Origin of the sequence: Sediminicoccus sp. KRV36 (assembly GCF_023243115.1) — a bacterium.
Lineage (GTDB): Bacteria > Pseudomonadota > Alphaproteobacteria > Acetobacterales > Acetobacteraceae > Roseococcus.
Genome location: NZ_CP085081.1, coordinates 945,859 through 972,368 on the forward strand (window position 1 = coordinate 945,859; position 26,510 = coordinate 972,368).

General features: G+C 68.3%; 25 protein-coding genes. 6 read left to right on the forward strand and 19 right to left on the reverse strand.

Annotated features, from left to right (window positions below; genetic code table 11):
• Positions 1-16: 16 nt before the first annotated feature.
• From LHU95_RS04135 to LHU95_RS04160, 6 genes are all read right to left on the reverse strand, one after another.
• Positions 17-2,113, reverse strand: a complete 2,097-nt coding sequence (locus tag LHU95_RS04135) for a TonB-dependent receptor (RefSeq protein WP_248710116.1) — start codon at positions 2,111-2,113, stop codon at positions 17-19.
• A 36-nt stretch (positions 2,114-2,149) separates the two neighbouring features.
• Positions 2,150-2,803: a hypothetical protein gene (locus LHU95_RS04140; protein WP_248710117.1), complete on the reverse strand. Its 654-nt coding sequence runs from the start codon at positions 2,801-2,803 to the stop codon at positions 2,150-2,152.
• A gap of 67 nt (positions 2,804-2,870) precedes the next feature.
• Positions 2,871-3,581, reverse strand: coding sequence for an aspartate/glutamate racemase family protein (locus LHU95_RS04145; RefSeq protein WP_248710118.1), 711 nt, complete (start codon positions 3,579-3,581; stop codon positions 2,871-2,873).
• A 75-nt stretch (positions 3,582-3,656) separates the two neighbouring features.
• Entirely contained in the window at positions 3,657-4,490 is an 834-nt protein-coding gene (locus tag LHU95_RS04150) for an ABC transporter permease (RefSeq protein ID WP_248710119.1), read from the reverse strand.
• Positions 4,490-5,287: an ABC transporter ATP-binding protein gene (locus tag LHU95_RS04155; protein WP_248710120.1), complete on the reverse strand. Its 798-nt coding sequence runs from the start codon at positions 5,285-5,287 to the stop codon at positions 4,490-4,492. The genes LHU95_RS04150 and LHU95_RS04155 overlap by 1 nt, the downstream gene beginning before the upstream one ends.
• Entirely contained in the window at positions 5,287-6,333 is a 1,047-nt protein-coding gene (locus LHU95_RS04160; protein WP_248710121.1) for an ABC transporter substrate-binding protein, read from the reverse strand. Before LHU95_RS04160 ends, LHU95_RS04155 begins: the two co-directional genes overlap by 1 nt.
• 189 nt (positions 6,334-6,522) lie before the next feature.
• Between LHU95_RS04160 and LHU95_RS04165 the strand changes: the two genes are divergently transcribed.
• Positions 6,523-6,939, forward strand: a complete 417-nt coding sequence (locus LHU95_RS04165) for a rhodanese-like domain-containing protein (RefSeq protein WP_248710122.1) — start codon at positions 6,523-6,525, stop codon at positions 6,937-6,939.
• A 95-nt stretch (positions 6,940-7,034) separates the two neighbouring features.
• Positions 7,035-7,715 (forward strand): RMD1 family protein, encoded by a 681-nt coding sequence (locus tag LHU95_RS04170; RefSeq protein ID WP_248710123.1) that lies wholly within the window; start codon positions 7,035-7,037, stop codon positions 7,713-7,715.
• A 139-nt stretch (positions 7,716-7,854) separates the two neighbouring features.
• Here LHU95_RS04170 and LHU95_RS04175 read toward each other — a convergent pair whose 3' ends face one another.
• From LHU95_RS04175 to LHU95_RS04190, 4 genes are all read right to left on the reverse strand, one after another.
• Positions 7,855-8,700: a TauD/TfdA family dioxygenase gene (locus LHU95_RS04175; protein ID WP_248710124.1), complete on the reverse strand. Its 846-nt coding sequence runs from the start codon at positions 8,698-8,700 to the stop codon at positions 7,855-7,857.
• 101 nt (positions 8,701-8,801) lie between these two features.
• On the reverse strand, positions 8,802-11,885 hold the full coding sequence (locus LHU95_RS04180; protein WP_248710125.1) for an efflux RND transporter permease subunit: 3,084 nt from the start codon (positions 11,883-11,885) through the stop codon (positions 8,802-8,804).
• On the reverse strand, positions 11,882-12,958 hold the full coding sequence (locus LHU95_RS04185) for an efflux RND transporter periplasmic adaptor subunit (RefSeq protein WP_248710126.1): 1,077 nt from the start codon (positions 12,956-12,958) through the stop codon (positions 11,882-11,884). The genes LHU95_RS04180 and LHU95_RS04185 overlap by 4 nt, the downstream gene beginning before the upstream one ends.
• A gap of 64 nt (positions 12,959-13,022) precedes the next feature.
• Complete coding sequence (locus LHU95_RS04190) at positions 13,023-13,628, reverse strand: TetR family transcriptional regulator (protein ID WP_248710127.1); 606 nt, start codon at positions 13,626-13,628, stop codon at positions 13,023-13,025.
• 125 nt (positions 13,629-13,753) lie between these two features.
• On the opposite strand from LHU95_RS04190, the gene LHU95_RS04195 reads away from it, so the two are divergent.
• A complete protein-coding gene (locus LHU95_RS04195; protein ID WP_248710128.1) occupies positions 13,754-14,221 on the forward strand; it encodes a DUF3237 domain-containing protein in 468 nt (155 codons plus the stop codon).
• Positions 14,218-15,171 (forward strand): hydroxymethylglutaryl-CoA lyase, encoded by a 954-nt coding sequence (locus tag LHU95_RS04200; protein WP_248710129.1) that lies wholly within the window; start codon positions 14,218-14,220, stop codon positions 15,169-15,171. Before LHU95_RS04195 ends, LHU95_RS04200 begins: the two co-directional genes overlap by 4 nt.
• A 50-nt stretch (positions 15,172-15,221) precedes the next feature.
• Here the strand turns inward: LHU95_RS04200 and LHU95_RS04205 are convergent, their stop codons facing one another.
• From LHU95_RS04205 to LHU95_RS04220, 4 genes are all read right to left on the reverse strand, one after another.
• Positions 15,222-15,917: a hypothetical protein gene (locus LHU95_RS04205; protein WP_248710130.1), complete on the reverse strand. Its 696-nt coding sequence runs from the start codon at positions 15,915-15,917 to the stop codon at positions 15,222-15,224.
• Positions 15,914-17,326, reverse strand: a complete 1,413-nt coding sequence (locus LHU95_RS04210) for a TRAP transporter large permease subunit (RefSeq protein ID WP_248710131.1) — start codon at positions 17,324-17,326, stop codon at positions 15,914-15,916. The genes LHU95_RS04205 and LHU95_RS04210 overlap by 4 nt, the downstream gene beginning before the upstream one ends.
• 6 nt (positions 17,327-17,332) lie before the next feature.
• A complete protein-coding gene (locus LHU95_RS04215) occupies positions 17,333-18,052 on the reverse strand; it encodes a TRAP transporter small permease subunit (protein WP_248710132.1) in 720 nt (239 codons plus the stop codon).
• Between the two features lie 73 nt (positions 18,053-18,125).
• On the reverse strand, positions 18,126-19,262 hold the full coding sequence (locus LHU95_RS04220) for a TRAP transporter substrate-binding protein (protein ID WP_248710133.1): 1,137 nt from the start codon (positions 19,260-19,262) through the stop codon (positions 18,126-18,128).
• A 152-nt stretch (positions 19,263-19,414) separates the two neighbouring features.
• On the opposite strand from LHU95_RS04220, the gene LHU95_RS04225 reads away from it, so the two are divergent.
• On the forward strand, positions 19,415-19,888 hold the full coding sequence (locus tag LHU95_RS04225; protein WP_248710134.1) for a MarR family transcriptional regulator: 474 nt from the start codon (positions 19,415-19,417) through the stop codon (positions 19,886-19,888).
• Here LHU95_RS04225 and LHU95_RS04230 read toward each other — a convergent pair whose 3' ends face one another.
• The 3 genes from LHU95_RS04230 to LHU95_RS04240 are packed head-to-tail and all read right to left on the reverse strand — an operon-like array spanning position 19,889 to position 22,223.
• The gene (locus tag LHU95_RS04230; protein ID WP_248710135.1) at positions 19,889-20,287 is read right to left on the reverse strand and encodes a VOC family protein; all 399 of its coding nucleotides are present in this window, start codon (positions 20,285-20,287) and stop codon (positions 19,889-19,891) included.
• On the reverse strand, positions 20,284-21,540 hold the full coding sequence (gene acdA, locus LHU95_RS04235; protein ID WP_248710136.1) for a 3-sulfinopropanoyl-CoA desulfinase: 1,257 nt from the start codon (positions 21,538-21,540) through the stop codon (positions 20,284-20,286). The genes LHU95_RS04230 and acdA overlap by 4 nt, the downstream gene beginning before the upstream one ends.
• A gap of 2 nt (positions 21,541-21,542) precedes the next feature.
• Complete coding sequence (locus LHU95_RS04240; protein ID WP_248710137.1) at positions 21,543-22,223, reverse strand: DUF533 domain-containing protein; 681 nt, start codon at positions 22,221-22,223, stop codon at positions 21,543-21,545.
• Positions 22,224-22,229: 6 nt separating this feature from the next.
• Between LHU95_RS04240 and LHU95_RS04245 the strand changes: the two genes are divergently transcribed.
• Positions 22,230-23,018, forward strand: a complete 789-nt coding sequence (locus LHU95_RS04245) for a class I SAM-dependent methyltransferase (RefSeq protein ID WP_248710138.1) — start codon at positions 22,230-22,232, stop codon at positions 23,016-23,018.
• A gap of 127 nt (positions 23,019-23,145) precedes the next feature.
• Here LHU95_RS04245 and dnaJ read toward each other — a convergent pair whose 3' ends face one another.
• On the reverse strand, positions 23,146-24,276 hold the full coding sequence (gene dnaJ, locus LHU95_RS04250) for a molecular chaperone DnaJ (protein ID WP_248710139.1): 1,131 nt from the start codon (positions 24,274-24,276) through the stop codon (positions 23,146-23,148).
• A gap of 108 nt (positions 24,277-24,384) precedes the next feature.
• Complete coding sequence (dnaK, locus tag LHU95_RS04255) at positions 24,385-26,292, reverse strand: molecular chaperone DnaK (RefSeq protein ID WP_248710140.1); 1,908 nt, start codon at positions 26,290-26,292, stop codon at positions 24,385-24,387.
• Positions 26,293-26,510 lie beyond the last annotated feature (218 nt).

The window sequence follows — 26,510 nt, forward strand, 5'->3', positions numbered from 1 at the left end:
CGCGGTTGCACCCGGCTCAGAAGGCCCGCGAAAGCCCCGCATACACCGCCCGCCGCGGCAGGAATTGCGGCGCGCCCACGCCAATGCCCGAGCCATCGCGCAGCTGCACGGTCTGGTCGGTCAGGTTGATCAGATCCACCCGCGCGGTCCAGACGCCGCCATCCACGGCGCGAAACTCCTGCGCGAGGCCGAGATTCATCGTCGTGTAGCTGGGCTGCTTCTCGGTATTGGCGAAGCCGCGGCGCAGCCCGTTCCCGTAGAGCAGCGTGGCCGAGGCACGCGCCCCCTCCCAGGGGCGATAGGTCGCGCCGGCGGAGGCGGTGACCAGCTGGTCATGGTCGGTGCGGACGTATTTGCCGGCGATATAGGTCAGCTCCTCCTGGTCGAAATTGAACTGGCTGGTGCGGATGTTGCGGCCGGTGGCGCGCGAGAGGGTGAGGTTGGCGAAAAGGTCCAGCCGCTCGCTGCGCCATTGCCCGGTGAACTCCACGCCATAGGTCTGGCCCTGGGCATAGTTGAAGGGCGTGAAGACCAGGGCGCGGCCGAACTGCCCGAGATCGAGCATATCCGTCGCGTCCTTGTACCAGGCGTTGGTGCCGAGGGTGAGCTGCGGCGTGATCCGCTGGGAAATGCCGGCCGAGAAGTAGTTGCTGCGCTCGGGCCTCGGGGCGCTGCCGCTGTTGCCGGGTGGCGCGCCGGTCGTGTTGGCGAATTGGTTGACCGTGAAGGGCGTGATGAGATCCTGCGCGGGCGGCGTGAAATACCGCGCATAGCCGATCGTCATCGTCGTGCCGTCCCAGGGCCGCCAGACGGCGTTGATGCGCGGCGAGACCTGGCCCGCCTGCACCACCTGGTCCGCATAATCCCCGCGCAGCCCCGCATTGATGGTGAAGCGGTCCGTCACGCGCCATTCATTCTGGAGATAGACGCCATAAAGCCAGGAGGTGCGGCTGCTGCTGCTGGAAAGCGGGAAGGACGCGTCCAGCGCCTCGCCATCCGCATCCACCGGGAAGACGAAGGAGGTGTTCGAATTGCGGGTCCGCTCGGCCATGGTCATCACGCCGAAGCGCAGCGTGTTGCTGGCATTCAGCCGATAGGAGGCATCGGCCTGCAGCCCGGCGGCCTGGGATTGGCGCCGCACATCGGAGGCCACGCCGTTGAAGGCCAGCTCACCCTGCACATCGGGCAGGTAATGCGTGGAGGAGCGGCGGCCGAAGCCGGAGACCTGCCAATCCAGCGCCTCACGGCTGCCCTGCAGCGAGAGGATGCCGAACTGGTTGCGCTCCCACTGGCGGGCATTCAGGCGTGCGCTGTTGAGGTCGGTGAGGCCATCCACCGGAAATTCCTGCGGCTGGCCCGGGTTGTTCGGCATCTGGAAGCGATTGGCCGAGGCGCCGGCGATGAAGCTGATCCGCGTCGTGTCATCCAGCAGGCGCGAGACGGAGAGCAGCCCGCGCAGCTGATCCGTCCGGTTGTGGATGGACTCATAGGAGCCGGTCGGTGGCTCGATCCCTTGCAGGCTCTGGCGCCAGGTGCCGGTGGCAAAGACATCCCAGCCGCCGAAGACGCCCGCATAGCCGGCCGAGGGCTGGAAGGTGTTGAAGCTGCCGCCATAGACACTGGCCCAGCCGCCCGGATTGCTCGCCCCCGAGAGCAGGTTCACATCCACGACGCCGCCGGTGCGATAGCCGAATTGCGCCGGCAGGGACCCCGTGATGAGCGAGAGCGAGCGCAGGCCCCGCGCATCGAGGAAGGCGCCGAAGCCCTGGATGCCCTCGGGGATGGTCACGCCATTCACCCGGTATTGCAGGTTGCGGTGTTCCCCGCGGATGTGGATTTCGCCGAAACTGTCCTGCACCACGCCAGGGAAGGTCAGCAGCAGCTGGTTGATCGGCGCCTCGACGCCTTGCGGCAGGCCCTTGATGCCCTCGCGGTCGAGGCTGGAGATGGTGGCGCCGAGCGTGGGGGAGATGGCGCCCCGCGCCTCATCCAGGCGGCGCGCCTGGACCACCGTATCGGGCACGTCGTTGCTGGGCTGCGCCGTGGCGGCGCCGGGCAGGATCGCGGCGCCGAGGCAAAGGGCGGTGGCAGGCCATGGAGAAAAGCGGGGCATGGGGCGACCTCATGAGGATTCGCTCCAGATGTTATTTTATAACATACACCATGCCAAGGGGGGTGGGGGCGCATGGCTCTCCACGGCTGGGTGATCAGCCCAGAGGCCATCCAGCAGCGCTTGCGCCTGGGCGGCCCGATCCATCGGCGAAGTGGCGATGGCCCAGGCGGCCGGTAGCAGCGCGGCCGGATCGGCCGGCGGCAGGGGCAGGGCGGGCAAGGGCAGTGGCAGGGCGGCCGGCAGCAGCGCGGCAGGGTTCGCCGGCGGCAGAGGCAGCTCGGCCAGAGGCAAGGCGAACAACGGCGGGGCGAACAGAGGTGGGGCGGGCAGAATCACGGGGGCGGGCGGCAGCGAAGGCATGGCGGGGGATGGGGGCGGTGCGACCAGGAGCTCGGGCGCCATGGGCAGGCTGGTGGGAGTGGCGGGCAGGGGCAGCGAAGCCGCAGGTTGGGCCACATGTCCCGGCGCTCCTGGAAGTGCTGTCGGGAGATCATCGGCCGCGATCTGCGGCGGCAGCCCCTCTGCCAGCGCCGGGGCCGCATCCCGCCAGGCTGGCTCCGGCGCGAAGCCAGGCGCCGGGGCGATGGGGGGCGTCCAGGTGAAGCTGAGATCAAAGGCCAGCGGGGCAAGGGTGAAGCCCGGCGCGGCGTCCAGGATGAGGGCGGGGCGGGGAGGGGCGGCGAAGATCATGCCCTTTGATACAGCCTGAGCGTGTATCCGGCAATCATATTTTAACTCAAAAAGGGAAAATTAACCATTATGCGAGAAAAAAGAGACGCTCCTCGCGCCTGGGTTGCGCCCCGCCCGCGGCGCGAATACCGCCCCATAGCGAAGCCGCCACCGAATCTACAACCAGGGCCCCCAGCCGCGTCTCCACATCCAGCGATGCCGGCAGGCCGCGGAAATTCGTGCAATGGATCACCACCGCTTCAGTCGGCCGCTCCGTCACCGCGGCTTCCATCAGCGCGCCGACGGTCTGCGCGTCATGCAGGGCGAAGCTGTAATTGCCGGGGTCCTCAAGGTGCCGCTCGGCGGTGACTTCAAAGCCCTCGCGGGTCAGATTAGCCATGATCGCCCGCTGCACCTCATCCAGATAGGGCGTGACCAGGGCGAGCTTGCGCACCCCCGCCAGCCGCAGCGCATCACGCAGCGCCAGCGTTGCCGTGGTGGCCGGGATGCCGGTGCGCTCGGTGATCGCGGCGCACAGCGCCTCATCCTGCGCGAAGCCCAGCCAGCTGCCCGAAGTGCCGGCCCAGCAGATGGAATCCACCTTCGCATCGGCCAGCAATTCCGCGGCCGCCAGCACGGGGCCCGTGTCGAATTGCTGGTTGGCCGTGGCCCCCAGATTGATCGCCAGCACACGGAACCGCGCGAAATGCGCGGTGATGCCGGGCGCATCGCGCAACAGCTCCGCGATCGCGGGCTCGAGCACGGTGTTGGAGGAGGGGGTGAGGAATCCGAGGCGCATGGGGCCCGTTAACCCTTCGGCCGATGTTTGGAAATGCCACGCGGATCCGCCGGGGCGGGGCGCCTCGCCGGCCCCTCACCCCCCCGGTGCGAAATTCTGCGCATCCTGGCCGCGTGTGGCCCAGCCCGTGGTCCGCCGCTCGATGAACTCGGCGATCCAGTAGAGCATGATGCCCATCATCCCCGTCACGATCAGCCCGGCGAAGACCAGCGGCACGTCGAAGCGGCTGGAGGCCACCATCATCAGCCGCCCGATGCCGGCATTGGGCGCGACACTTTCGGCGATGATGGAACCCACGAAGGCGACCGTGATGGCGATCTTCAGCGAGGCGAAGAAATACGGCATGGCGCGCGGCAGCCCCACCTTTCGGATGATATCGGAAGGCCTGGCGCCCAGCGCCCGCAGCACGTCGCGCAATTCCGGCTCCACCGTGGCGATCCCGGTCGCCACATTCACCACGATGGGGAAGAAGCTGATCAGGAAGGCGGTGATGATGGCCGGCCAGACGCCGATGCCGAACCAGATGATCAGCACCGGCACCACCGCCACCTTGGGGATGGAGTTGAAGGCGATCAGCAGCGGATAAAGCCCCTTATAGACCAAGGTGGAGGAGCCGATCGCGACCCCCAGCAGCAGCCCCGCCACCACGGCCAGGCCAAAGCCCGCCAGCGTGGAAAGCAGGGTGTGGATGCTGTCATCCAGCAAGGGCTTCCACCATTTCACCGCCGCCCGGAACACGTCGCTCGGCGCCGGCAGGATGAAGGTGGAGATGTTGAAGACCTCGGTCGAGACCTCCCAGAGGATGAAGGTGCCGGCGATCACCAGCCAGGGCAGCCAGGCCTGCAGCCGGCGGCGGCGGCGGGCGGAAGCGGCCAGCGCCTCGATGCGATTCTGTGCCTTGCTGGACATCAGACCACCTCCTCGCCCTTGCGGGCCAGCGCGATGAAGCCGCGCAACTCGGCCACCAGCTTCGTGAATTCGGGCTCCAGCATCGTCTCCTGGCTGCGCGGCCGCGCGAAGGGCACGCTTCGCTCGGCGATGATGCGCCCGGGGCGGGCCGACATCACCAGGACGCGGTCGGCCAGGTAGCAGGCCTCGCGCAGATCATGCGTGACCAGCACCACGGTGGGTTTGCGCGCCATCCAGACCTGCTGGAGCACATCCCACAGATCCTCACGCGTGAAGACGTCCAGCGCCGAGAAGGGCTCATCCAGCATCAGCAGGGGCGGCTCATGGATCAGCGCGCGGCACAGGCTGGTGCGCTGCTGCATGCCGCCCGAAAGCTGATAGGGCTGCTTCTCCCCGAAGCCCTCCAGCCCGACCAGCTTCAAGAGGTCCAGCGCCTTCTGCTCGTATTTCGCGCGCTCCGAGCGCAGGCGCTTGCGGTGCTCGGGCACGATTTCCAGCGGCAGCATCACATTCTCAAGAATGGTGCGCCACGGCAGCAGCGTCGGGTTCTGGAAGGCCATGCCGACCAGCGAGAGGGGCCTGTCCACCTCCTCGCCGCCCACCACCACATTGCCATCCGTCGCGGGCCAGAGCCCGGAAACGAGGCGCATCAGCGTGGATTTGCCGCAGCCCGAGGGCCCCACCACGGCGATGAATTCGCCCTGCTGCACATGCATGCTGCATTCCTGCAGGGCCAGCGTGCCTTCCACCCCGCCATAGCGCATGGCGACGCGGTCAATCTCGACGAAGGGGCGCATCAGGTGGCGCTGGCCGGCAGGCGCAATTGCTCGGCCGGCGGCAGATAGGCCGGGGTGTAGACCTGGGCCGCGGGCAGCGCGGCACTCAGGTTGAAGGCCTGCTGCACGGCCTCCAGGCTCTTCTGCAACCGCTCCATCGAGACGCTGGAGATGCCGTTGCGCCGCACATGATCCGTGACGATCAGCCGCTCCATCGTCAGCCGGTGGCGGGAGAGTTCCAGCGGCACATCGGTCAGCGGCTCGACGCGCTTGAGGATGTCCATCGCGCCATTCGGGTCCGCCGCCTGGGAGATGAAGCCGCGCATCGAGGCCGCGACGACGCGGCGCAGCACATCGGGGTTGCGCTCGGCATAGGTGCGCGTGGTCAGGATGGCGCCGCCATAGAGATCGAGGCCGTGGTCATTATACATGAAGACCCGCTGATCCTCGGGCCGCATGCCAAGCCCCTGCAGCGCGATCCCGGCGGTGGCGATATGCGCGGTGATGCCATCCGCCTCGCGCCGCAGCAGCATCGGCTCCCGCAGGGCGGGCGAGACGGAGAGGAAATTCACCCGTGCGGGGTCGATATTCACGGCGCGCGCGAAGGCCGGGAACAACTGCCGTGCGGCGTCATTATCGGGGGCGGCAAGGCGCCGGCCCACCAGATCGGCGGGCGTGCGGATCGGCCCATCCGCCCGCGTGATCACGCAAAGCGGGCTGCGATCATGCAGGATGGCGATGGCGATGATGTCGCGCCCCGGATTCTCCGAAAGGAACCGCAGCGTCGGGCTGAGATCGGCATAGCCCACATCATGCGTGCCGGCGGCGAGCGAGACGGGCACACCACCGGAGCCCTGGCCCCGGTCAATCGCCACATCCACGCCCGCCTCACGATAGAAGCCGCGCTCGCGCGCCACGATGGCGAAGGCGTTGGGCGCCTGGAAGGCCCAGTCCAGCGTAAAGCGCACCCGGGGCGCGGCCTGGGCCCGGACCAGGCCGGGCATGGCCAATGGGCCGAGGATCGGGGCAAGGCCGGTGGCGATGAGCAGGGAGCGGCGCTGGGTCATCTCGGGTCCATGTCCTGGGAATGTTCCTCTCACCTAGCAGGGTCGCGAGGGGGGCATGCAAGCCTGCCCTTTGGCGATTGCACCCCGGCCAGGCCGAACTGCCTCCCGGATGGGCATGAATTGCGCAAGCCTGCATTGCTCCCGTGCCGCCGGCACCCCATTCTCCGCCCAACCATCTTGGAGGATGCCATGGCCGGAGTGCCCGATATCTCGCCCACCGATACCTGGGCCGCGCTGGAGCGCGACCCCAACGCCGTCCTGGTGGATGTGCGCACCGATGCCGAATGGAATTTCGTGGGCGTGCCGGACCTTTCGGGCCTGGGCAAGCAGGTGGTGCTGATCCCCTGGCAGGTCTTCCCCGGCATGCAGGTGAACGGGCATTTCGTCGAGCATCTCCGCAAGGCGGGTGTGACGGCCGAAAGCCATGTCTTCTACATCTGCCGCTCCGGCGCGCGCAGCCTGGCGGCCGGCCAGGCGGCGCAGCAGGCGGGCTTCCCGCACGCCTACAACGTCGCCGATGGCTTCGAGGGCCCGGTGGATGCCGAGGGGCATCGCGGCAACGTCGCCGGCTGGAAGGCCGATGACCTGCCCTGGCGGCAGCGCTGAGCGCAGCCCCACGCATCGCCGCGACGGCCCTGCTGCTGGGCGAGCGGCTGGAGCTGCGCGGCCTGTCCCGCACCGCCGGCAGCGGGACGGACCCGGTGATCCTGACGGGCGGCGCGCACCCGGCCTTTGCCTTCCGCTGGGGCGCGCTGGTCCTGTTCGACGCCACGCCCGAGGCGCGCGCGGCCCTGCTGGCGCAGTTGGCGCCGCGCATCGCCAACCCGCTTGCCGTGCCGCTGGCGGAAAACGCCTGGCTCTCAACCGGCGCCGAGCGCGATGAGATCAGCGACACGGGCGAAATCCGCCTGATGGACCTTTCCACCCCGCGCCTCGGGATCCTGGCCGATGCGCTGGCGAAAAGCGCCGCCCTCAGCCACCAGGAAATGGCGCTGGACCGCACGCTGGACGGCATGGAGCCAGTGGTGACGCGGCTGCGCGAGCGGGGGCGCCTTGGCTTTCTCTCACGCGGGCTGATGCGCGCGATCGGCGCCGCCCTGGCGGCGCGGGGCCGCGCCAATGCCCGCATCCAGGCGGGCGACAAGCCCGATCTGCTCTGGGAGCATCCGGGGCTGGAGCGGCTGCATCAGCGCCTCAGCGATGAATTCGAATTGCCGGCACGCTGCGCGGCGCTGGAGCGCAAGCTCGTGATGGTGGGCGAGATCATGCAGACGCTGCTCTCGCTCATTCAGGGCCAGCGCTCGCTGATGCTGGAGATCGCGGTCGCGTCCTTCATCCTGATCGAGGTGATCGCGACGCTGTATGGGCTGGTGGCGCGGTAGTTCGCTGCCGAACATCCGCCGTGGCGGGATCGAGGGGCCAGCCCCTCGCGCTCCCCGGCAGGAAACTTGTTTCCTGCACCTTCATCAGGGGATCTGAACCACCGGGCTTCTTGGTCCGAGAGCGCGATATGGCAAAACGTCAGGCGCTGCCCGCCACCGTCGTGCGGAACATCAGCCGCTGGTACCTCTCATGGTCGAACAGGCTCGCCGTGTGCAGGGTGCAGCGATTGTCCCAGATCACCAGGTCCCCCTCGCGCCAGGCATGGCGATAGACGAAGCGCTCCTGCCCCGCATGCTCCATGAGTTCCTCGATCAGCGCCTGGCTCTCCGCCACACCCATCCCCTCGATATGGCTGATCACCGCGGGGCAGAGAAACAGCGACTTCACCCCGCTGACCGGATGGGTCCGCACCAGCGGATGCGCCACGGGCGGGAAGGCGCGGCGCTTGGCTTCGTCCATCGGCGCGCGGCCCGGCGTGTGGCGGCGGTTCCATTCGCTCAGCGTGTAGAGGCAATGCACGCCGCGCAGCCCCGCGATCCGCGTCTTCATGGCCTCGGGCAGGGTGTCGTAGGCGGAGACGGCGTCGAGGAACCAGGTCTCGCCGCCTTCGGGCGGGCAGATGGCGCCGTAGAAGAGCGAGGCGGTGCTGGGGATGTCGCGGAAGCTGCTATCGGCGTGCCATTGCTCCACGCCACGCGCGAAATTGGCGGTGATGCCGTCCGCCGCGTAATTGCCGACGCAGAAAATCTCGGGATGCGCCGGATGCACGGCGCTGGCCGCCGCGTGATGCTCCAGGGGCCCCATGCGCCGGCTGAATTCCACCTGGGCCGCCGGGTCATTCGGCACATCGCGGATCAGCAGCACGTGATGGCGGTGGAAGGCGTCGAGGAAGCACTCGAAATCCGCCTCGGGCAGATCGCCCGCGATGCGAATGCCGGTGAGTTCCGCGCCGAAACCGGCGGCGAGGGGGCGGATGCCAAGCATGGTATTCTCCGGGACGAGGCGGCGGGCCGGATGACGGGCGAACCGCTCTGATCGGCGGCTGGTGGGCAGTATGGGCCACCAGCCGCCCGCCGCGAAGCCACTCATTCCGCCGGCACAGGCTCCGGCCGCAGCGGTGCCGCTTGTGCCGCCGGCCGCTTCCGCCAGGGCAGGGCCAGCGCATGCAAGGCCGGCACCAGCAGCAGCGTGGCGAGTGTCGCGACACTCAAGCCCCCGATCATCGCAATCGCCATCGGCCCCCAGAAGACCGATTGCGTGAGCGGGATGAAGGCGAAGATCGCGGCCAGCGCCGTCAGGACCACCGGCCGCGCGCGGCGCACCGTGCTGCCGATGATCGCCTCGCGCAGCTCGATCCCGGCTTCCAGATCCTGCTGCACCTGGTCCACCAGGATCAGCGTGTTGCGCATCACCATGCCCGCCAGCGCGATCACCCCCAGCAGCGCGACAAAGCCGAAGGGGGCGCCCATCAGCAGAAGGGCGCCGGCGGCACCCGGGATGCCGAGCGGCGCCGTCGCCATCACCAGCGCCATGCGGCCGAGGTTGCGCAATTGCAGCATCAGCAGCGCCATCATCACCGCCACCATCACCGGGAACAGCGCAAACAGGCTGGCATTGGCCTTGGCCGATTGCTCGGTCGCCCCGCCCACCTCCAGCCGGTAACCGGGTGGGAGTGCCGCGATGAAGGGCGCCAGTGCGGGCATGGCGGCCGCCGTCACCTCCGGCGCCTGGAGGCCGGGCTGGATGTCGGAGCGCAGCGTGATGAAGGGCTCGCGATTGCGGCGCCAGAGGATGGGCTCCTCCATCACCGGCGTGAGCCGCGCCACTTGGCTGAGCGGCACCGGCCCGCCCGGTGTGGCGAGCGAAAGATCGCCCAGGCGGTCGAGGGCCGCGCGTTCCTCCGGCACGGCGCGCAGCCGCACCTCTACGCCGCGTGTGCCTTCGCGGATCGTCGTCGCCATCACCCCCGAAAGCAGCGTGCCCATCGAGGTGGCGACGGCCTGGGGCGAAAGGCCCAATTGCGCGATGCGCTCACGGTCCAGATCGAGACGCAGCGCGGGGGCCAGCTCGCTCCAGTCGGTCTGCACATTGCGCGTGCCAGTGACACCGCGCAGCAGCGGCACCGCATCATCCGCCAGGCGGCGCAGTTGCATGGGATCGGGGCCGAGGATGCGGAACTGCACCGGGAAGGGCACGGGCGGTCCGAAATCGAGGCGCGAGACGCGCACCCGCGCCTCGGGGAAGGCGCCCGCTTCGTCGAGGGCGATGAGCCGTTCCCGCAGGCGTTCGCGCGCCGGTACGTCCCGGCTTTCGATGATGATCTTGGCGAAGGCCTCATTGGGCAGATCGGGGTTCAGCGCCAGGAAGAAGCGCGGCGCGCCGGCCCCCAGATAGGTGGTGAAATGCGCCACGTCGAAATCGCCCTGCAAGCTCGCTTCGATGCGGCGCGCCACATCATCCGTCGCGGCGAAGCTCGCCCCCTGGCGCAGGTTGATATCCACCAGCAATTCCAGCCGCTGCGAGGCGGGGAAGAACTGCTTCTTCGTGGCCGCCATGCCAACCATGCCAATCGCCAGCAGCCCGACCATCACGCCCAGCAGCACGAAGCGATGATCCACGCACCACTCCACGCCGCGCCGCAGCGCGCGATACATCCGCGTATCATGCGCATCATGCCCAGGGTTGTGCGGCGCGGCCTTGAGCAGCTTGGCCCCCAGCCAGGGCGTGAAGGTGACGGCGACGATCCAGCTCGCGATCAGCGCCGCCCCCACCACCCAGAAGATGCCGCCCGCATATTCGCCCGAGGTGGAAGCGGCGAAGCCCACCGGGATGAAGCCCGCGACAGTCACCAGCGTGCCGGTCAGCATCGGCCCCGCCGTGGTGGTCCAGGCGAAGCCGGCGGCGCGCGTGCGCTCCCAGCCCTGCTCCAGCTTCACCGCCATGGCCTCGATCGCGATGATCGCGTCATCCACCAGGAGGCCGAGGGCCAGGATCAGCGCGCCGAGCGAGATGCGCTCCAATTCGGTGCCGCGCCAGACCATGAACAGGAACACGAAGGAGAGTGTGAGGGGCACGGCGAGTGCGACGATGATGCCCGCACGGAAACCGAGCGAGAGGAAGGAGACGAGCAGCACCACGCCAAGCGCGGCCGCCAGCTTGATCAGGAATTCATCCACGCTTTTGCGCACGATATGCGGCTGGTCGGCCACGGCATCGAGGCTGAGGCCCAGCGGCAATTCCGCGCGAATCCGCGCGAGTTCCGCGTTCAGCGCGGCCCCCACGCGCAGCACATCCTGGCCGGGCTGCTTGGTCAGGCCGATCAGCACGGCGGGCTCGCCCAGATGCCGGATGGCGCGCTCCGGCGGGTCGGCCAGGCCGCGCGTGATGCGCGCCGCATCGCCCAGCCGAATGGTGCGGCCCTCGGCCGAAAGCGGCAGTGCGGCGATGCTGTCCAGCCCATCCAGCCCCTCGGGCAGGCGCAGATGCACGCGGGTGCTGCCGGTCTCGACCGTGCCGGCGGGAGTGACCGGATTGTGCCGCGCCAAAGCGTCCAGCACGGATTGCGGGGTGATGCCGAGGGTGGCGAGGCGCGCATGGCTGATCTCGACCTGGATGCGCTGCGGCTGCTCGCCAAACAGCGTCACCTTCTCGATCCCCGGCAGGCGGCGCAGCCGGTCCCGCAGGCGCTCGCCCTGGCGGACCAACTCGGCATTGTCGGCGCCGCGCAGGGCGAGCACGGCGGAAAACACGTCGGAATATTCATCGTCGAAGAAGGGGCCCTGCACGCCCTGGGGCAGGTTCTGCCGCATGTCGCCCACGCGCTTGCGCACCTGGTACCAGAGGCCCGCCACGGCGTGGGGTGGCGTGCTATCGCGCAGATTCACGGTGATGGTGGAAACCCCCGGGCGCGAAAAGCTTTGCAGCACATCGAGCCAGGGGAGTTCCGCGAGCTTCGCCTCGATGCGATCCGCCACCTGGTTCTGCATCTCCTCGGCCGTCGCACCGGGCCAGGCGGCGGAGACGACCATCACCTTCAGCGTGAAGGCCGGGTCCTCGGCGCGGCCCAGCTTGGTCCAGGCCCAGGCGCCGGCCAGCAGCAGCAGGATCATGGCAAAGAGCGTGAGCTGCCCCTGGCGGATCGCCCCTTCGGAGGGGTTGAAGCGGCTCATTGCATGCTGCCCGCGAGGCGCGTTTCCACCGGGCGCACGCGGCTGTCGGGCGCCAGCAATTGCGCGCCCATGGCGACGATGCGCGTGCCCTCGGGCAGCTCGGCGCGGATGGTCGCCATGCTTTCGGAAAGGCTCAGCACGGTGACGGGTGCGGCTTCGATGCGGCCGCCCTCCGCAAGGCGCCAGACCATCGGCCCGCGCCCGCGATCATGCAGGGCGGAGAGCGGGATGCGGGCGCTGGGGGCGGCGGCCTCGCGGCCCAGATGGATGGTGGCGGTCATGCCAAGCCGCGCCCAATCCGGCGCATCGGGCAGGGCGAAGCGCGCGGCATAGGTGCGCATATTGGGGTCCGCCTGGGCGGCGATTTCGCGGAGCTGCACGGGCAGCGTGACATCGGGCCGCGCCCAGAATCGCGCCGTGGCGCGCGCGGCGCCAATGGCGTTCTCCGGCAGCTGCACCAGCACCTCGCGCTCGGCGGGGTCAGCCAGGCGCAGCACGGGCGCGCCTTCCGCCACCACCTGCCCGGCCTCGGCCAGGATGGCGGTGACGCGGCCTGCGGAAGGTGCGCGGAGTTCGGCGTAGTCGAGCCGGTTGCGCGCCAGGTCCCGCTGGGCGCGGGCGGCGGCCAGGCGTTGGGTGGCGGCGCGGGCCGTCGCCTCGCGCTGTTCATGGAAGGCGGCGGCGACATGGCCGGCGGAAACCAGCGCGCGGGAGCGGCCAGCGTCATTCACCGCCTGGGATGCGGTGGCCTCGGCCGAGAGGACATCAGCCTCAGCGGCGCGCAGGCTGAGTTCCAGGTCGCGCGGATCGAGGCGAAAGAGCAGCTGCCCCGCGCTGACCTCGGCGCCGAGATCCACCAGGCGCTCGGCGATGCGGCCGCCGGCGCGCAGGGCCACATCCGCCTCGCGCCGGGCGCGCAGGACGCCCGTGAAGCTCGGCCCGGCATCGGCCGGGAGATGGCGGATTTCCGCGACCTGGACGGGGCGGGGGGCTTCCTCTGGGGCAGGGGAGGCGGTCTTGGCCTCGGGCAGGCAGGCGGTCAGCAGCAGGAGGAGGAGGGGCGAGGGGCGCATGCGGGGGCTCCGTGAATAGAGCCATAATGACTATTCACTGACGAAAATCAATAATCATCAGGAGTCATTTCGCAATCCCGGCCAGCAGCAGGTCCAGCGCTGCCTGCTGCTGCGCCTCCAGCTCCTCGCAGGTGCGGCCGCGCCCCAGGCAATCGGCCAGGAGAATCGGATGGGTCCAGAGCATCAGGCATTGCTTGAAGGTCATCGCAGTCTTGGCCGGGTCCAAGGCGCGGAACTCGCCCGCGGCCACGCCTTCGCGCAGCAAGCCCTCCCAGATGGCGAGGACGCGCGCGAGGAAGCCCTCGATCACGCCCCAATGCTCAGTCATGGCGGCCCCTACCATGTCGTGCATGCGCTTTTCGTTGAAGAACAGCTCCACATCGCGCAGGTAGAATTGCCGTGCAGTGGCGCGCAGGCGCTGGGCCGCGCTGCCCTCGCCTGTGGCCAGCGCCTCCAGCTCGCTGCCCACAATGTCCAGCAGGCGGTGGGTGATCGCCTCGTTGATCGCGCTCTTCGAGGGAAAGAAGCGATACACATTGGCGGGCGACATGGCGCAGGCCTTGGCGATGTCGGCCACCGCGGTCTTCTGGTAGCCGATCTGGCGGAACAGCGCCTCGGCCGCATCGGCGATGCGGGCGCGGGTGGCGGCTTGGGGGTCCATGATGTTCATGGTCAATCTCTGAGAGAAATGGTAAAAATTATCAGGCAACATGGGGCGATGGCCCATCCGCGCGCAAGCCCCTTGCGCAACGGTCCCGGGCGGGCATGCTCCTGCGCAAACCAGGAGGATTTCCCATGCCCTTGCCCCTCGTCACCGAATATCTGTTCTCCATGGACATCACCGTGGGCGCCCCGCAGATGGCCGGCAAAGGCCCGGATGGGCATGATCTGCGCATCGTGCCCGTCACCGGCGGCGTGGTCAGCGGCCCGGCCTTGCAGGGCGAGGTGCTGGGCGGCACGGCGGCGGATTGGCTGCGCGTGGAGGCCGATGGCACCGCGCATATTGACGTGCGCCTGACCATCAAGGCGGCCTCCGGCGGCCTGGTCTATGTGCAATATGCCGGCATCCGCACCGGCAAGCCCGAGGTGCTGGCCCGCCTTGGCGCCGGCGAAGCGGTGGACCCTTCCGAGTATTATTTCCGCACCGCGATGCGCTTCCAGACCGGAGCGCCCGAGCTGGCCTGGATGAACCGCATCATCGGCATCGGCACTGGCCAGCGCCCGCCCTCCGGCCCGCGCTACGACATCTACGCCGTGCGATGAGCGACCTCCCCGCCCGCATCGAGATCACCGAGGAAGGCCCGCGCGAGGGCTTTCAGATCGAGCCCGGCCCGATCCCGACCGCCGACAAGATCGCGCTGATTGACGCGCTCTCCGGCACAGGTGTCCCGCGCATCCAGGTGGCGAGCTTCGTGAGCCCGAAGATCGTCCCCGGCTGGGCCGATGCGGAGCAGGTGGTGGCCGGCTTCACGCCCCGTCCCGGGGTGGCATACACGGCGCTCTGGTTCAACGCCGCCGGCCTCAGCCGCGTGCAGGCCTTCGCGGACCGGCTGACGGTGGAAGGCTCCATCACCGTCACGGGTTCGGAGGCCTTCACCCGCAAGAACCTCAACCGCAGCCATGCCGAGCAGCTGGAGGCGCAGCGCAAGCATGTGGCCACACACCAGGCGGCGGGTGTGAAGATGACGCGGGTTTCGCTCCAGGCGGCCTTTGGCTGCAATTTCTCCGGCGCGGTGCCCACCGCCCAGGCCATGGCTGCCCTTTCCGATGCCATGGAGATCGCCGCCGAAACCGGCTGCGTGATCGAGAAGATCTCCCTGGCGGACAGCATGGGCTGGGCGAACCCCGTGCTGGTGGAACGCCTCGTCGGCGCGGTGCGGGAGCGCTTCCCTGGGCCCAAGGTCTCGCTGCATCTGCATGACACGCGGGGGCTGGGCATTGCCTGCGCCGCGGCCGGGCTGCGGCTGGGCGTCGCGTCCTTCGATGCGGCAGTGGCGGGTCTGGGCGGCTGCCCTTTCGCGGGGCACCCCGGCGCGCCCGGCAATATCGCGACGGAGGAGCTGGTGTTTCTCTGCGAGGAAATGGGTGTCGCGACCGGAATTGATCTCGACGCCCTGATCGAAGCCGCAAAGCTGGCCGAGCGCATCGTAGGCCACCGCTTGCCCTCAAATCTGCTCCGCAGCGGCGGCCTCGCGGCGTTCCGCGCGGCCTAATTTCTGGGGTCTGGGGCCTTTCGGCCCCAGCCGTCGGAGGCCCCTTTTTTCTACCCCAGCACCGCCGAAATCCGACCCACAGGCGGAACCGCCGCCGCCCATTTCTGCCCGGCCACAGGTGGTGACCCGGTGGCCAGCCCCGCCACCACCAGCACCGCGCCCGCCGGCAGCCCGCCCCAGCGGATCGCCTCCGCACCCGCCTGGCGCATGAGTGCTGCCAGTGGCGCCCGCAACGGATAGGGCCGCGCGCCGGTCAGGCCGAGGCGCGCTTCGCTTTCCTCCGGCAGGGCGCCGATCCAGCGCTTGCCCACCAGCACGAAGCCGAGGCCCCCCAGATCCGCGATCTGATGCGCGGCATCCGGCGCGCCGGCCGTGTAGCGTGTCGCCGCGATGTCCAGCACGGGATGAAAGGCGGAAAACACCGGCAGGTCCCGCTCCAGCGGTTCCGCCAGGATGCCCATGATGCCGGCGGAGATCCGCGGCTGGCGCAGGCTGGAGAGGGTGACGGGCGTGCCGACGCGCAGCATCCGCGCCTCGAACATCGGCGCCGAGAGCAGCGTCAGCCCATCCGGGCCCGGCGCCAGGCGCACGCCGCAGACGGGCAGGTTCAGCACCTCGACCAGTTCGGCGGCGATGGCCTCGCCCGCGGCCTGGTCAGCGGGGGCGAGGTCGGCGGGCCAGGCGCCGAGGGAATGCCCGGTCTCCCAGGCTTCAGCCAGGAATTTGCCGGCTTCGGCGGCACTCATCGGAGGGGCGGCAATTCAGGCATCTCTTCTTCCTGGAACCCGCCAGCGGGCGGCGCCTCCATGGACACCGCCGGCGGGCCGCTGTCACCCCCATAAAGCTGCTCGGGCAGCCATGTGACCAGGCCGGGGAAGGCATAGACCATCAGCATGGTGAAGACGACGATGTAGATGAAGGGCATGCAGCCCTTGAAGATATCCTCGATCTTCACGTGCTTGGGCGCCACGCCCTTCAGGTAGAAGGCGGCCATGGCGACGGGTGGCGAAAGGAAGCTCGTCTGCAGGTTCAGCGCGATCAGGATGCCGAAGAACAGCGGGTCCACGCCGAAATCATCCAGCAGCGGCAGGAAGATCGGCACAAAGATCACGATGATCTCGGTCCATTCCAGCGGCCAGCCGAGGACGAAGATGATGGCCTGGGCCAGCAGCATGAAGGTGAAGGTGTTGAGCGGCAGGGATTTGACGAATTCCTCCACCACGCTCTGGCCGCCGAGATAGCCGAAGACCGAGGAGAAGATGTAGGAGCCGACAAACAGCCAGCAGACCATGGCGCTGGTCCGCGCCGTCAGGAACACGCTTTCCTTCAGCTTCTGGAAGGAAAAGGAGCGATAGGCGATGGCCAGGATGATGGAGCCGAGCGAGCCCATCGCCGCCGCCTCCGAAGGCGTGGCCAGGCCCATGAGGATGGCGCCGAGCACCATGGCAATGAGCAATGCGAGCGGGAAGAAGCTGGTCAGCAGTGCCCAGAGCAGCTTGGCGAATGGCACCTGCACCGCATCGGGCGGCAGGCGCGGCGCCACTTCCGGCTTGATGATGGCGATGCCGATCGCATAGGCGATGTAGAGGCCGGCGAGCGTGATGCCGGGGATGAAGGCCGCCGCGTAAAGCTGCACGACCGAGACACCGGCCGTCGCACCATAGAGGATCAGCATGATCGACGGCGGGATGAGAATGCCCAGGCACCCGCCTGCGCAGACGACGCCCGAAGCCAGCTTCACATCATAGCCGGCGCGCAGCATGGCCGGGAAAGCCAGCAGGCCCATCAGCGTGACGACGGCGCCGACAATGCCGGTGGCCGTGGCGAAGAGCGCGCAGGTGGCGAGGGTGGCGACGGCCAGTGAGCCCGGGATGTTCCCCGATGCCATCTGCAAGGCCCGGAACAGCCGGTCCAGGATATTCGCGCGCTCGATGATGTAGCCCATGAGCACAAAGAGCGGCACGGAGATCAGCACATCGCTGCTCATCACCGCATAGGTGCGCTGGATCAGCAGGTCGAACACCCGCTCACCCATGCCGAGATAGCCGAAGAACAGGCCCATCGCCATGAGGGTGAAGGCGATGGGAAAGCCCAGCAGGATGAAGAACAGGAACAGGATCAGCTGGGTGAGGCCCAGGCCGGCATCGGAGATCATGGCGGGTTAGCGTCCCTTGACCGAAAGTGCCGCATCGGCGTTTTCCGCCAATTCGCGGGCGAGTTCCTCGGGCGATTTCTCTGCGGCTTTCGCGAGGATGATCTGGTCCAGCTCCTCCACATCGGAAAGCCGCTGCGGCCATTCGCCGGCGCGGATGCAGCGCACGCAGCGCACCACCTCGACCAGGCCCTGCAGCAGCATGATGAAGCCGACGACGGGGATGATGCCCTTGAAGGGCCAGATGATCGGGCCGGAGGGCGAGAACATGCTGCGCTCATTCTGCATCCAGCTCAGCTCGAAGAAATGCCAGCCGGCCACCATGAAGGCGAAGATCGCGGGGAAGAAGAACAGGATGTAGAGCAGCAGGTCGAGCATCGCCTGCCGCCGGGCGGACATCATCCGGTAGAGGAAATCCCCGCGCACATGGCCATTCCGGCTGAGCGCATAGGCGCCCGCGAACATGAACAGCGTGCCGTAGAGCATGTACTGGACGTCGTAGCCCCAATTGGTGGGCGAGGCGAAGAAGCGGCGGGCAATCACCTCATAGGTGATGGCGAAGGTGAGGATGATGATGGTCCAGGAGAAGGTCTGGCCGATCAGCGTGGAGAACTTGTCCACGGCGAGCAGCGCGCGGCTCACCACCTCATTGGTGGAAAAGGCGATGCCGATGATCAGCGCCACGACGACCAGCCCGGCGAGGCCTCCGGTGATCAGACTATCCGACATGTTCTGCTTCGCCCCTCACGCAAAATAGGCCCGGGGAGAAGCTCCCCGGGCCGTTCTCATCCACCCTGGCGGATCAGCCGCGGGCGAAGAAGTGATTGTAGGACACCACCGGGCTGACATTGTAGCGCAGCATGAAGTTGCCGACGCGGCGGCACCAGTCGCGCTGGCTGTCGCAGACCTTCTTGAAGAAGGGCCCGGCATTGGGGTTGCTGTTGTCAGCCTCCTGGCGCTCGATCACGCGGTTCCAGGCCTGGAGCTGGGCATCCAGGATGGGGCGCGGGGTCGGGCGGACATTGACGCCCTGGGTCTGGGACATCGCCAGCAGATCGCGCGAGTAGCGATCCTGCAGCTTCCAGGACATGTCGGCCGAGGCGGCTTCCGCCGAATGGCGCAGCAAGGCCTGGTGCTCGGCCGGGAGGCCCTCGTATTTCTGGCGGTTGAACAGGATCTCGAAGCTTTCCACCGCCTGATGGTAGCTCTGGATGTAGTAGTTCTTGGCCACATCCGGGAAGCCGAGGATCCGGTCCGAGGAGGGGTTGTTGAACTCGGCCGCGTCAATGACGCCGCGCTCCAGCGCCGGCACGATTTCGCCGCCGGGAAGTGCCACCACGGCCGCACCCATTTCCTGCATCAGGTCGGTCGCGAGGCCGACGGTGCGGTAGCGCAGGCCGCGGATCTGGTCGGCCCGCTCGATCGGGTTGCGGAACCAGCCAAGCGGCTGCGTCGGCATGGGGCCGGAGAGGAAGCCCACCGCGTTCATGCGCAGCACGTCGTGCATCAGCTCCTTGTACAGGGCCTCGCCACCACCGTAGTAGAACCAGCCGAGCAGCTGGTGCGCATCGCCGAACCAGGGCGGCGTCGTGCCGAACAGGCTGAAGGCGCGGTTGCGGCCGAACCAATAGGCCGAGACGCCATGGCCGCCATCCAGCGTGCCGGCATGCACGGCATCGAGCAGCTGGAAGGCGCCGACCACGGCGCCGGCGGCCAGCAATTCCAGGCGAATGCGCCCGCCGCCCATGGCGTTGACGCGGCTGACATAGTCGCCCGCGAATTCATGGAAGATGTCGCGCTGCGGCCAGGTGGACTGGAAGCGCAAGGTGACGGTCTGCGCCCGGCTGACATTCGGCGTGGCCAGGATGGCCGTGCCGACCGCGGCCACGGCGGAGGCCTTCAGAATGCCACGACGGCCGGAAGTTTCGGATTGGCTCACTGTTTCGCTCCCATGCGGTGCATCGCTTTTGCGACGATCTGCCAGCCCGATTACAGAAATGCCACGGCGCGCGCAATGCCTCAGTTCGCATCGTCTTTGCTTGACTCCGCGGGTCGCAAAGCGCAACGAGATGATCAGAAATCCGAGGACGCATGAGCGAATTTCTCGAACGCCTGAACCAGGTGGCGTGCCTGAGGGCCCCCAAGGCGGATTACCGCCTGGACGCCTCGGCCGGGCATTTGCTGCGCCTCGCGCATCAGCGCTATCAATCCATGTTTCAGGAGCGTGCGGCAGGGCTTGGCCTGACCGGCCCGCAATTCGCGACGCTGCTGCGCCTCTCCGAGATCGGCCGTGCCACGCAGAACCATCTGGGCCGGCTGGCGGGCATGGATTCGGCCACCATCCAGGGCGTTGTCAGGCGCCTTATCGCGCGCGGCCTGATGCGCACCGCCAATGATCCGATGGACCGCCGCATGCGCGTCCTAACCATCACGGCCGAGGGCGAGGCCCTGCTGAACGAGGCGCAGCAGGCCGGCATGCAGGCCAATGACGCGCTGATGGCGCCGCTGACCGAGCCGGAGCGCGCCAAACTGGTCAGCCTGCTGCGCCGCCTTTCGCGCGGCTGATCAGATGGCGGGCCAGTCCGGCCGCTCGAAACGCTGGATTTCGATGGTGTAGCCGGCCGGGTCCTTGAAGAAGAAATGCGTGATCCGGTAGGCCTCGGAATAGGTCGGCGCCATGGGCAGGGTGACGCCCTTGGCGGCCAGGAAGGCGTGCCATCCCTCCACATCCCGACTGACCAGCGTGAAGACCACGCCGCCCACCACGCGTGGATCCTCCGAGGCGCGCGGGCCGCGCGCCCGGCACACGCCCAGGAAGGCGCGGCTGCCATCCAGGCTGTAGATGCGCACGCTGCCCTGGTCCTGCACCAGGGGCAGTTCCAGCATCTCCTCGTAGAAGCGCCAGCACGCCTCTGCGTCATCCGCGTAGAGGAAGGTGACCTGCTGATCGAGCGGGGGCCTCATTCGGCGGCGATCCGGGCGGCGTCTTCCATGGCCAGGCGCAGCATGCCGTCGCGCGTTTGCGGCAGCTTGCGGCCGAGCAGCTGCTCGGCCACCTGGTTGCGCAGGATCTGCGCGGTGCCGCCGGCGATGGGGAACATCCGCGCATCGCGCACGGCGCGCTCCATCGGGTTCTCGCGCGAGTAGCCGGCCGCCCCCCAGAGCTGCAGCGCCATATTGGTCACCTCCAGCGCGCTGTCGGCCGCCAGCACCTTGGCGCGGGCGGCCATCAGCCGGTCCGGGAAGCCATTCGGCCCCGCACTGGCCGCCGCCTGCCAGATCAGCGCGCGGCTGGCTTCGAGCTTGATGGACATGTCCGCCAGCATCCAGCCGATGCCCTGGAATTCCGCAATGGGCCGGCCGAATTGATGGCGTTGCTGCACGAAATCCAGCGCCCGGTCATAGGCGCCGGCGGCGATGCCCAGGGCCGCGGTGGCCGCACCCACGCGCTGGCCGTTATAGGCATCCATCAGCTTGCCGAAGCCGCGCTTGAAGCCACCGCCAGCGCCGGAATTGGGCGCGCGCAGCACCATGGCATCGGCCACTTCGAGGCCCTGGAAATGCAGCTCCGCCTCGGGCATGCCGCACAGCCCCATCGAGGGGATGCGCTTGTGCACGACCAGCCCCGGAGGGTCCTGCGGGCCATGGCGCACCACGAGGAAGCCGCCGATGCCCTGGTCCACCATCACGCCATCCGCGTTGGGTTCCATCGCGCGGGCAAAGATCAGATGCAGCTTGGACACGCCGCCACCGGTGATCCAGTGCTTCACGCCATTGATCACCCAGGTGTCACCATGGCGCACGGCGGTGGTCGTCATCTCGCCGGCGGCACTTCCGGCATCGGGCTCGGTGATGCAGATGGCGGGCTTGTCGCCGGCCAGGACCAGGCCCGCCGCGATGCGCTTCTGCGCCGGTGTGCCATAGGCCATGATGGCGCCGACGGCGCCCATATTCGCTTCCACCGCGATACGGCCGCAGACGGCGCAGCCCTTGGCCATCTCCTCCACGACCAGCACCGCATCGAGGTAGGAGCCGCCCTGGCCGCCCCATTCGCGCGGGATGGTCAGCCCCATGAAGCCCGCCTCGGTCATGCGGGCCACCATGGGCCAGGGGTATTGCTGGCTGCGATCGGTCTCGGCCGCGCCGGCCGCGGCCTCCTGCGCCAGTTCACGCGCGGCGTCCCGGAGCCGTTGCTGCGCGGTGGTGAGCGTGAACATGGTTATCCCCCCAATCTGTCCTCGATGGCCTTGCGGGCCGCCGGTTGAAGCTTCAGCGCCGTGGCCAGCCGATCAAGCCAGGCCCGTTCGGCCGCACTGACCTCGCCCGCCGCCGCGAAGGCGGCCGCGTAGAGCTGCGCGCGCAGGATGGGATCATGCGCGCCATCGGACAACTGCTCAATCGTCGCGGGTGTGTCAAAATCCGCCAGCACCTGGTCGCGCTCGGCGGGGCTCAGACCGGCGGCGTCCAGCTGTGTCGCGATGGCGCTGCGTTCGGCGCGATCCACCACGCCATCGGCGCGGGCGGCGGCGATCATGGCGCGCAGCAGGAGCCGTGCCTCGGCATGTTCGGCGGAGGGGAGGGGCGGCGCCTTGGCGGTGATCTCGGGCAGGCGGCGGGCTGGCGCCGTGCCAGCTTGGCCAGAGGGGGGGCTGCCAGGCACCGGCGGCGGGGTCCTGGCCGGGGGGCGGGATGCGGCGGGCTCGCGCTCGGCGGGCGGGCTGGATTTGGTCAGCGCCTCGGCGGCGATGCCGGCCAGAGCGCCGAGGGCCCGGCCGATCTGCCGCGTTTCCGCCTGGGTCATGCCGAAGGGGCCGCTGCCGCGCCGTGCCGTGCCGGCCCGCCGGCGGGGCGGTTGGGCCGCGCCATTCAGCACCGCGCCGAAGATCCGTCCGAAATCCATGGGTTGATGACCTCCAGCAGGCTGATCCGCCGCCCTGCCATATCCGCCACGGCGGCCCGCGCCACAAGGCCTGATCGGGATGCGCTGGACAGCCGCGCCGGGTTTGCGGCCATCATGCGCCGCATGGACCCCATTGCCCGCGACTATGACGCACTCGCCCCCGCCTATGCCCGCGCGCTGTCGGATGAGCTGACGCACAAGCCGATGGATCGCGCCTGGCTGACGGATTTCGCGTCACGCATGGCCGGGCGTGGCCTGGGCGAAGGTGCCGGGCGTGGCCTGGTTGATGATGCCGGGCGTGGCCTGGTTGGCGATCTCGGCTGTGGGCCCGGGCATGTGACGGCGTTCCTCGCCTCGGCCGGCGCGCGCATGCTGGGGCTAGACATCTCGGCGGGCATGATCGCCGAGGCGCGGGCCGCGCATCCCGGGCTGGATTTCGAAGTGGTCGATCTGCGGGAATTGGCGGCGCGCCCGGCCCGGTTTTCCGGCCTGGTCGCGATGTATTCGCTCATCCATCTGACGCCTGGGGAATTGCCGCAGGCCCTCGCCGCCTGCCGTGTTGCGCTGCGGCCCGGTGGCGAGTTCCGCGCCGCGGTTCATCTGGGCGAGGGCGTGCTGCGCCCCGAAGCGCTCTGGGGGGTGCCGATCTCGCTCGGCTTCCGGCTCATGGCTGAGGGCGAGCTGGAAGCGGCCCTCACGGCGGCGGGCTTCGAGGTGACGGAGAGCCTGACGCGCGCGCCCTATCCGGAGGTCGAATACCCCTCGCGGCGCTGCTACGTCACCGCGCGGGCCTGAGATCCCGGCGCGTCAGGCGGGCCGGCACACAGGGCCGTGATGCCGGAAGCGGTGCCGCGCCCAACCTCGCCGGCCCCAACCTTCGGCTGCGCGGGGCGGCGTTGCCGGGGGGCATTAAGCGGGGGGGCTACCGCCCCAGCCCGTCCCAGAATTCCTTCACCTTCGCGAAGAAGCCCTCACTCTCCGGGCTGCTCTTGCCGCCGGTCTCGGCTTCCGCCTCGAAGGCCTCCAGCAATTCGCGCTGCTTCGGGCTGAGGTTTTGCGGCGTCTCGACCACCACCTGCACATACATGTCGCCGCGCGCCGGGTTGCGCAGCACCGAGAAGCCCTTGCCGCGCAGGCGGAAATTATCGCCCGTCTGGGTGCCTGCCGGGATTTTCACGGCCGAGCGCCCGCCATCGATCGAAGGCACCTCGACACTGGCGCCAAGGGCGGCCTGCGTCATGCGCAGCGGCACGCGGACCATGATGTTCGGCCCCTCGCGCTGGAAGATCGGGTGCGGCTTCACGCCGATATCCACATAGAGATCGCCCGCGGGCGCGCCGCGCAAGCCAGCCTCGCCCTCGCCGGTCAGGCGGATGCGGGTGCCGTCCTCCACACCGGGGGGGATGGTCACGTTCAGCGTGCGGTCCCGCTGCACACGGCCGGCACCGGCGCAGACCTTGCAGGGATTCTTGATGATCTTCCCGGAGCCCGAGCAGGTGGGGCAGGTGCGCTCGATCAGGAAGAAGCCCTGCTGCGCGCGGACCTTGCCCGAGCCACGGCAGGTGCCGCAGGTGCTGGCCGCCGTGCTGCCGCCCTCCGCACCCGAGCCGTTGCAGGCTTCGCATTGCACGCTGCTGGGCACGCGGATGGTCTTCTTGGTGCCGGCGAAGGCCTCTTCCAGGGTGATCTGGACCTCCTGGCGGAGATCGGCGCCGCGGCCGGTCGCCTGGCGGCCGCCACGCCCGCCGAAGCGGCCGAACATCTCCTCGAAGATATCCTCGAAGCCACCGCCGCCGAAGGGGCCACCGCCGCCGCCACCGCCGCCGCCCTCGAAGGCGGCATGGCCGTAGCGGTCATAGGCGGCGCGTTTTTCGCCATCCTTGAGAACCTCATAGGCCTCGCTCACTTCCTTGAAGCGGCCCTCGGCCTTGGCATCCCCCTGGTTGCGGTCGGGGTGGTATTGCATCGCGAGCTTGCGATACGCCTTCTTCAGGTCGTCCTCGGTCGCCTCGCGGCCGACGCCGAGCACTTCGTAATAATCGCGCTTGGCCATGGTTTCATCCTGCGGGAATTGAGGGCACGAGGCGCCCCCTCAGCGACAACAAAGAGACGCCCGGACCATCGCTGATCCGGGCGCTTGACGGGCTGGGCGAGGCGCCGCTCAGCCCTTCTTCTTCTTCGGGTCCACTTCCTCGAACTCGGCATCCACCACCTTGTCATTCGGCTTGGCGGCTTCCGGTCCGGCTTCCGGCGCGGGCGAAGCCTGCTCGGCCTTGTACATGGCCTCGCCGATCTTCATCGCGGCCTGGCTCAGCTTCTCGGCGGCGGCGTTGATGGCCTCCGCATCGCCGCTTTCCATCGCGGCACGCGCCTCGATGATCAGGGCCTCGGCGGCGGCGCGCTCATCGGCCGGCACCTTGTCGCCATTCTCGCGGATGGTCTTCTCGGTGGAGTGCACCAGCGTATCCAGCTGGTTCCGCGCCTCGACCGATTCGCGGCGCTTCTTGTCGGCTTCGGCATTGGCCTCGGCGTCGCGCACCATCTTCTCGATATCGGCGTCGGAGAGGCCCGACTTCGCCTGGATCTTGATCTGGGTCTCCTTGCCGGTGGCCTTGTCCTTCGCCTGGACGCTCACGATGCCGTTCGCGTCAATGTCGAAGGTCACTTCCACCTGCGGCACGCCGCGCGGTGCGGGCGGAATGCCCTGGAGGTCGAAATTGCCCAGCAGCTTGTTATCCGCCGCCATTTCGCGCTCGCCCTGATAGACCTTGATGGTGACGGCCGTCTGGTTGTCATCCGCGGTCGAGAAGGTCTGCGACTTCTTGGTGGGGATCGTCGTGTTGCGGTCAATCAGGCGCGTGAAGACACCGCCCAGCGTCTCGATGCCGAGCGAAAGCGGCGTCACATCCAGCAGCAGCACATCCTTCACGTCGCCCTTGAGGACGCCGCCCTGGATCGCCGCACCGATGGCGACCACCTCATCGGGGTTCACATTGCGCGCCGGCTCCTTGCCGAACAGCGCCTTCACCGCCTCGATCACCTTTGGCATGCGCGTCATGCCGCCGACGAGGATCACCTCGTCCACTTCACCCGCGGTCATGCCGGCATCGGCGAGTGCCTTCTTCACCGGCTCCAGCGTGCGCTGCACCAGGTCATCCACCAGGGCTTCGAGCTTGGCGCGGGTGATCTGCATCACCAGGTGCTTCGGGCCGCTCGCATCGGCGGTGATGAAGGGCAGGTTGATTTCGGTCTGCTTCGAGCTGGAGAGCTCGATCTTGGCCTTCTCGCCGGCTTCCTTCAGGCGCTGCAGCGCGAGCTTGTCGCCGCGCAGGTCAATGCCGTTTTCCTTCTTGAACTCATCGGCCAGGTAATCGATCACGCGCTGGTCGAAATCCTCGCCGCCGAGGAAGGTGTCGCCATTGGTGGACTTCACCTCGAAGACGCCATCGCCGATTTCCAGGATGGAGACGTCGAAGGTGCCGCCGCCCAGGTCATAGACCGCGATGGTGCCGGCGGTCTTCTTGTCCATGCCATAGGCGAGGGCCGCCGCCGTCGGCTCATTGATGATGCGCAGCACTTCGAGGCCCGCGATGGCGCCGGCCTCCTTGGTCGCCTGGCGCTGAGCGTCGTTGAAATAGGCCGGCACGGTGATGACGGCCTGCGTCACCTTTTCACCGAGGTAAGCCTCGGCCGTATCCTTCATCTTGGTGAGGATATTGGCGCTGATCTGCTGCGGCGCGTATTTCTTGCCGTCCACCTCGACCCAGGCATCACCGTTGTCGGCCTTCACGATGTTGAAGGGGGCCAGGCCCTTTTCCTTCTGCACCATGGCGTCGTCGAACTTGCGGCCGATCAGGCGCTTCACGGCATAAAGCGTATTGGTGGGGTTGGTCACGGCTTGGCGCTTGGCGCTCTGACCGACCAGCCGCTCGCCATTCTTGGCGAAGGCGACCATGGAGGGGGTGGTGCGTGTACCTTCCGCGTTTTCCAGGACCTTCACCTCGCCGCCTTCCATGATGGCGACGCAGGAATTGGTTGTGCCGAGATCGATACCGATGACTTTGCTCATGCGAGCCTGCTCCTATGCGGCGGCTGTCGCTCGGCCCCTGTCAGGCACCGGGCATAGCCCCTGTTGGCTCCGCGCTCACGCGCGGCATTCCGCGCACCATGCGCGGCCTCTGATGCCCATGTATTGAGCAGCGGGCGTGCGGACAAGAGGCGGCGCCCAAGTCTTTCGCGGGATTTTCCGCTGCGGCAAAGCCTTGTTCTTCCACGGCTGACGCCGGA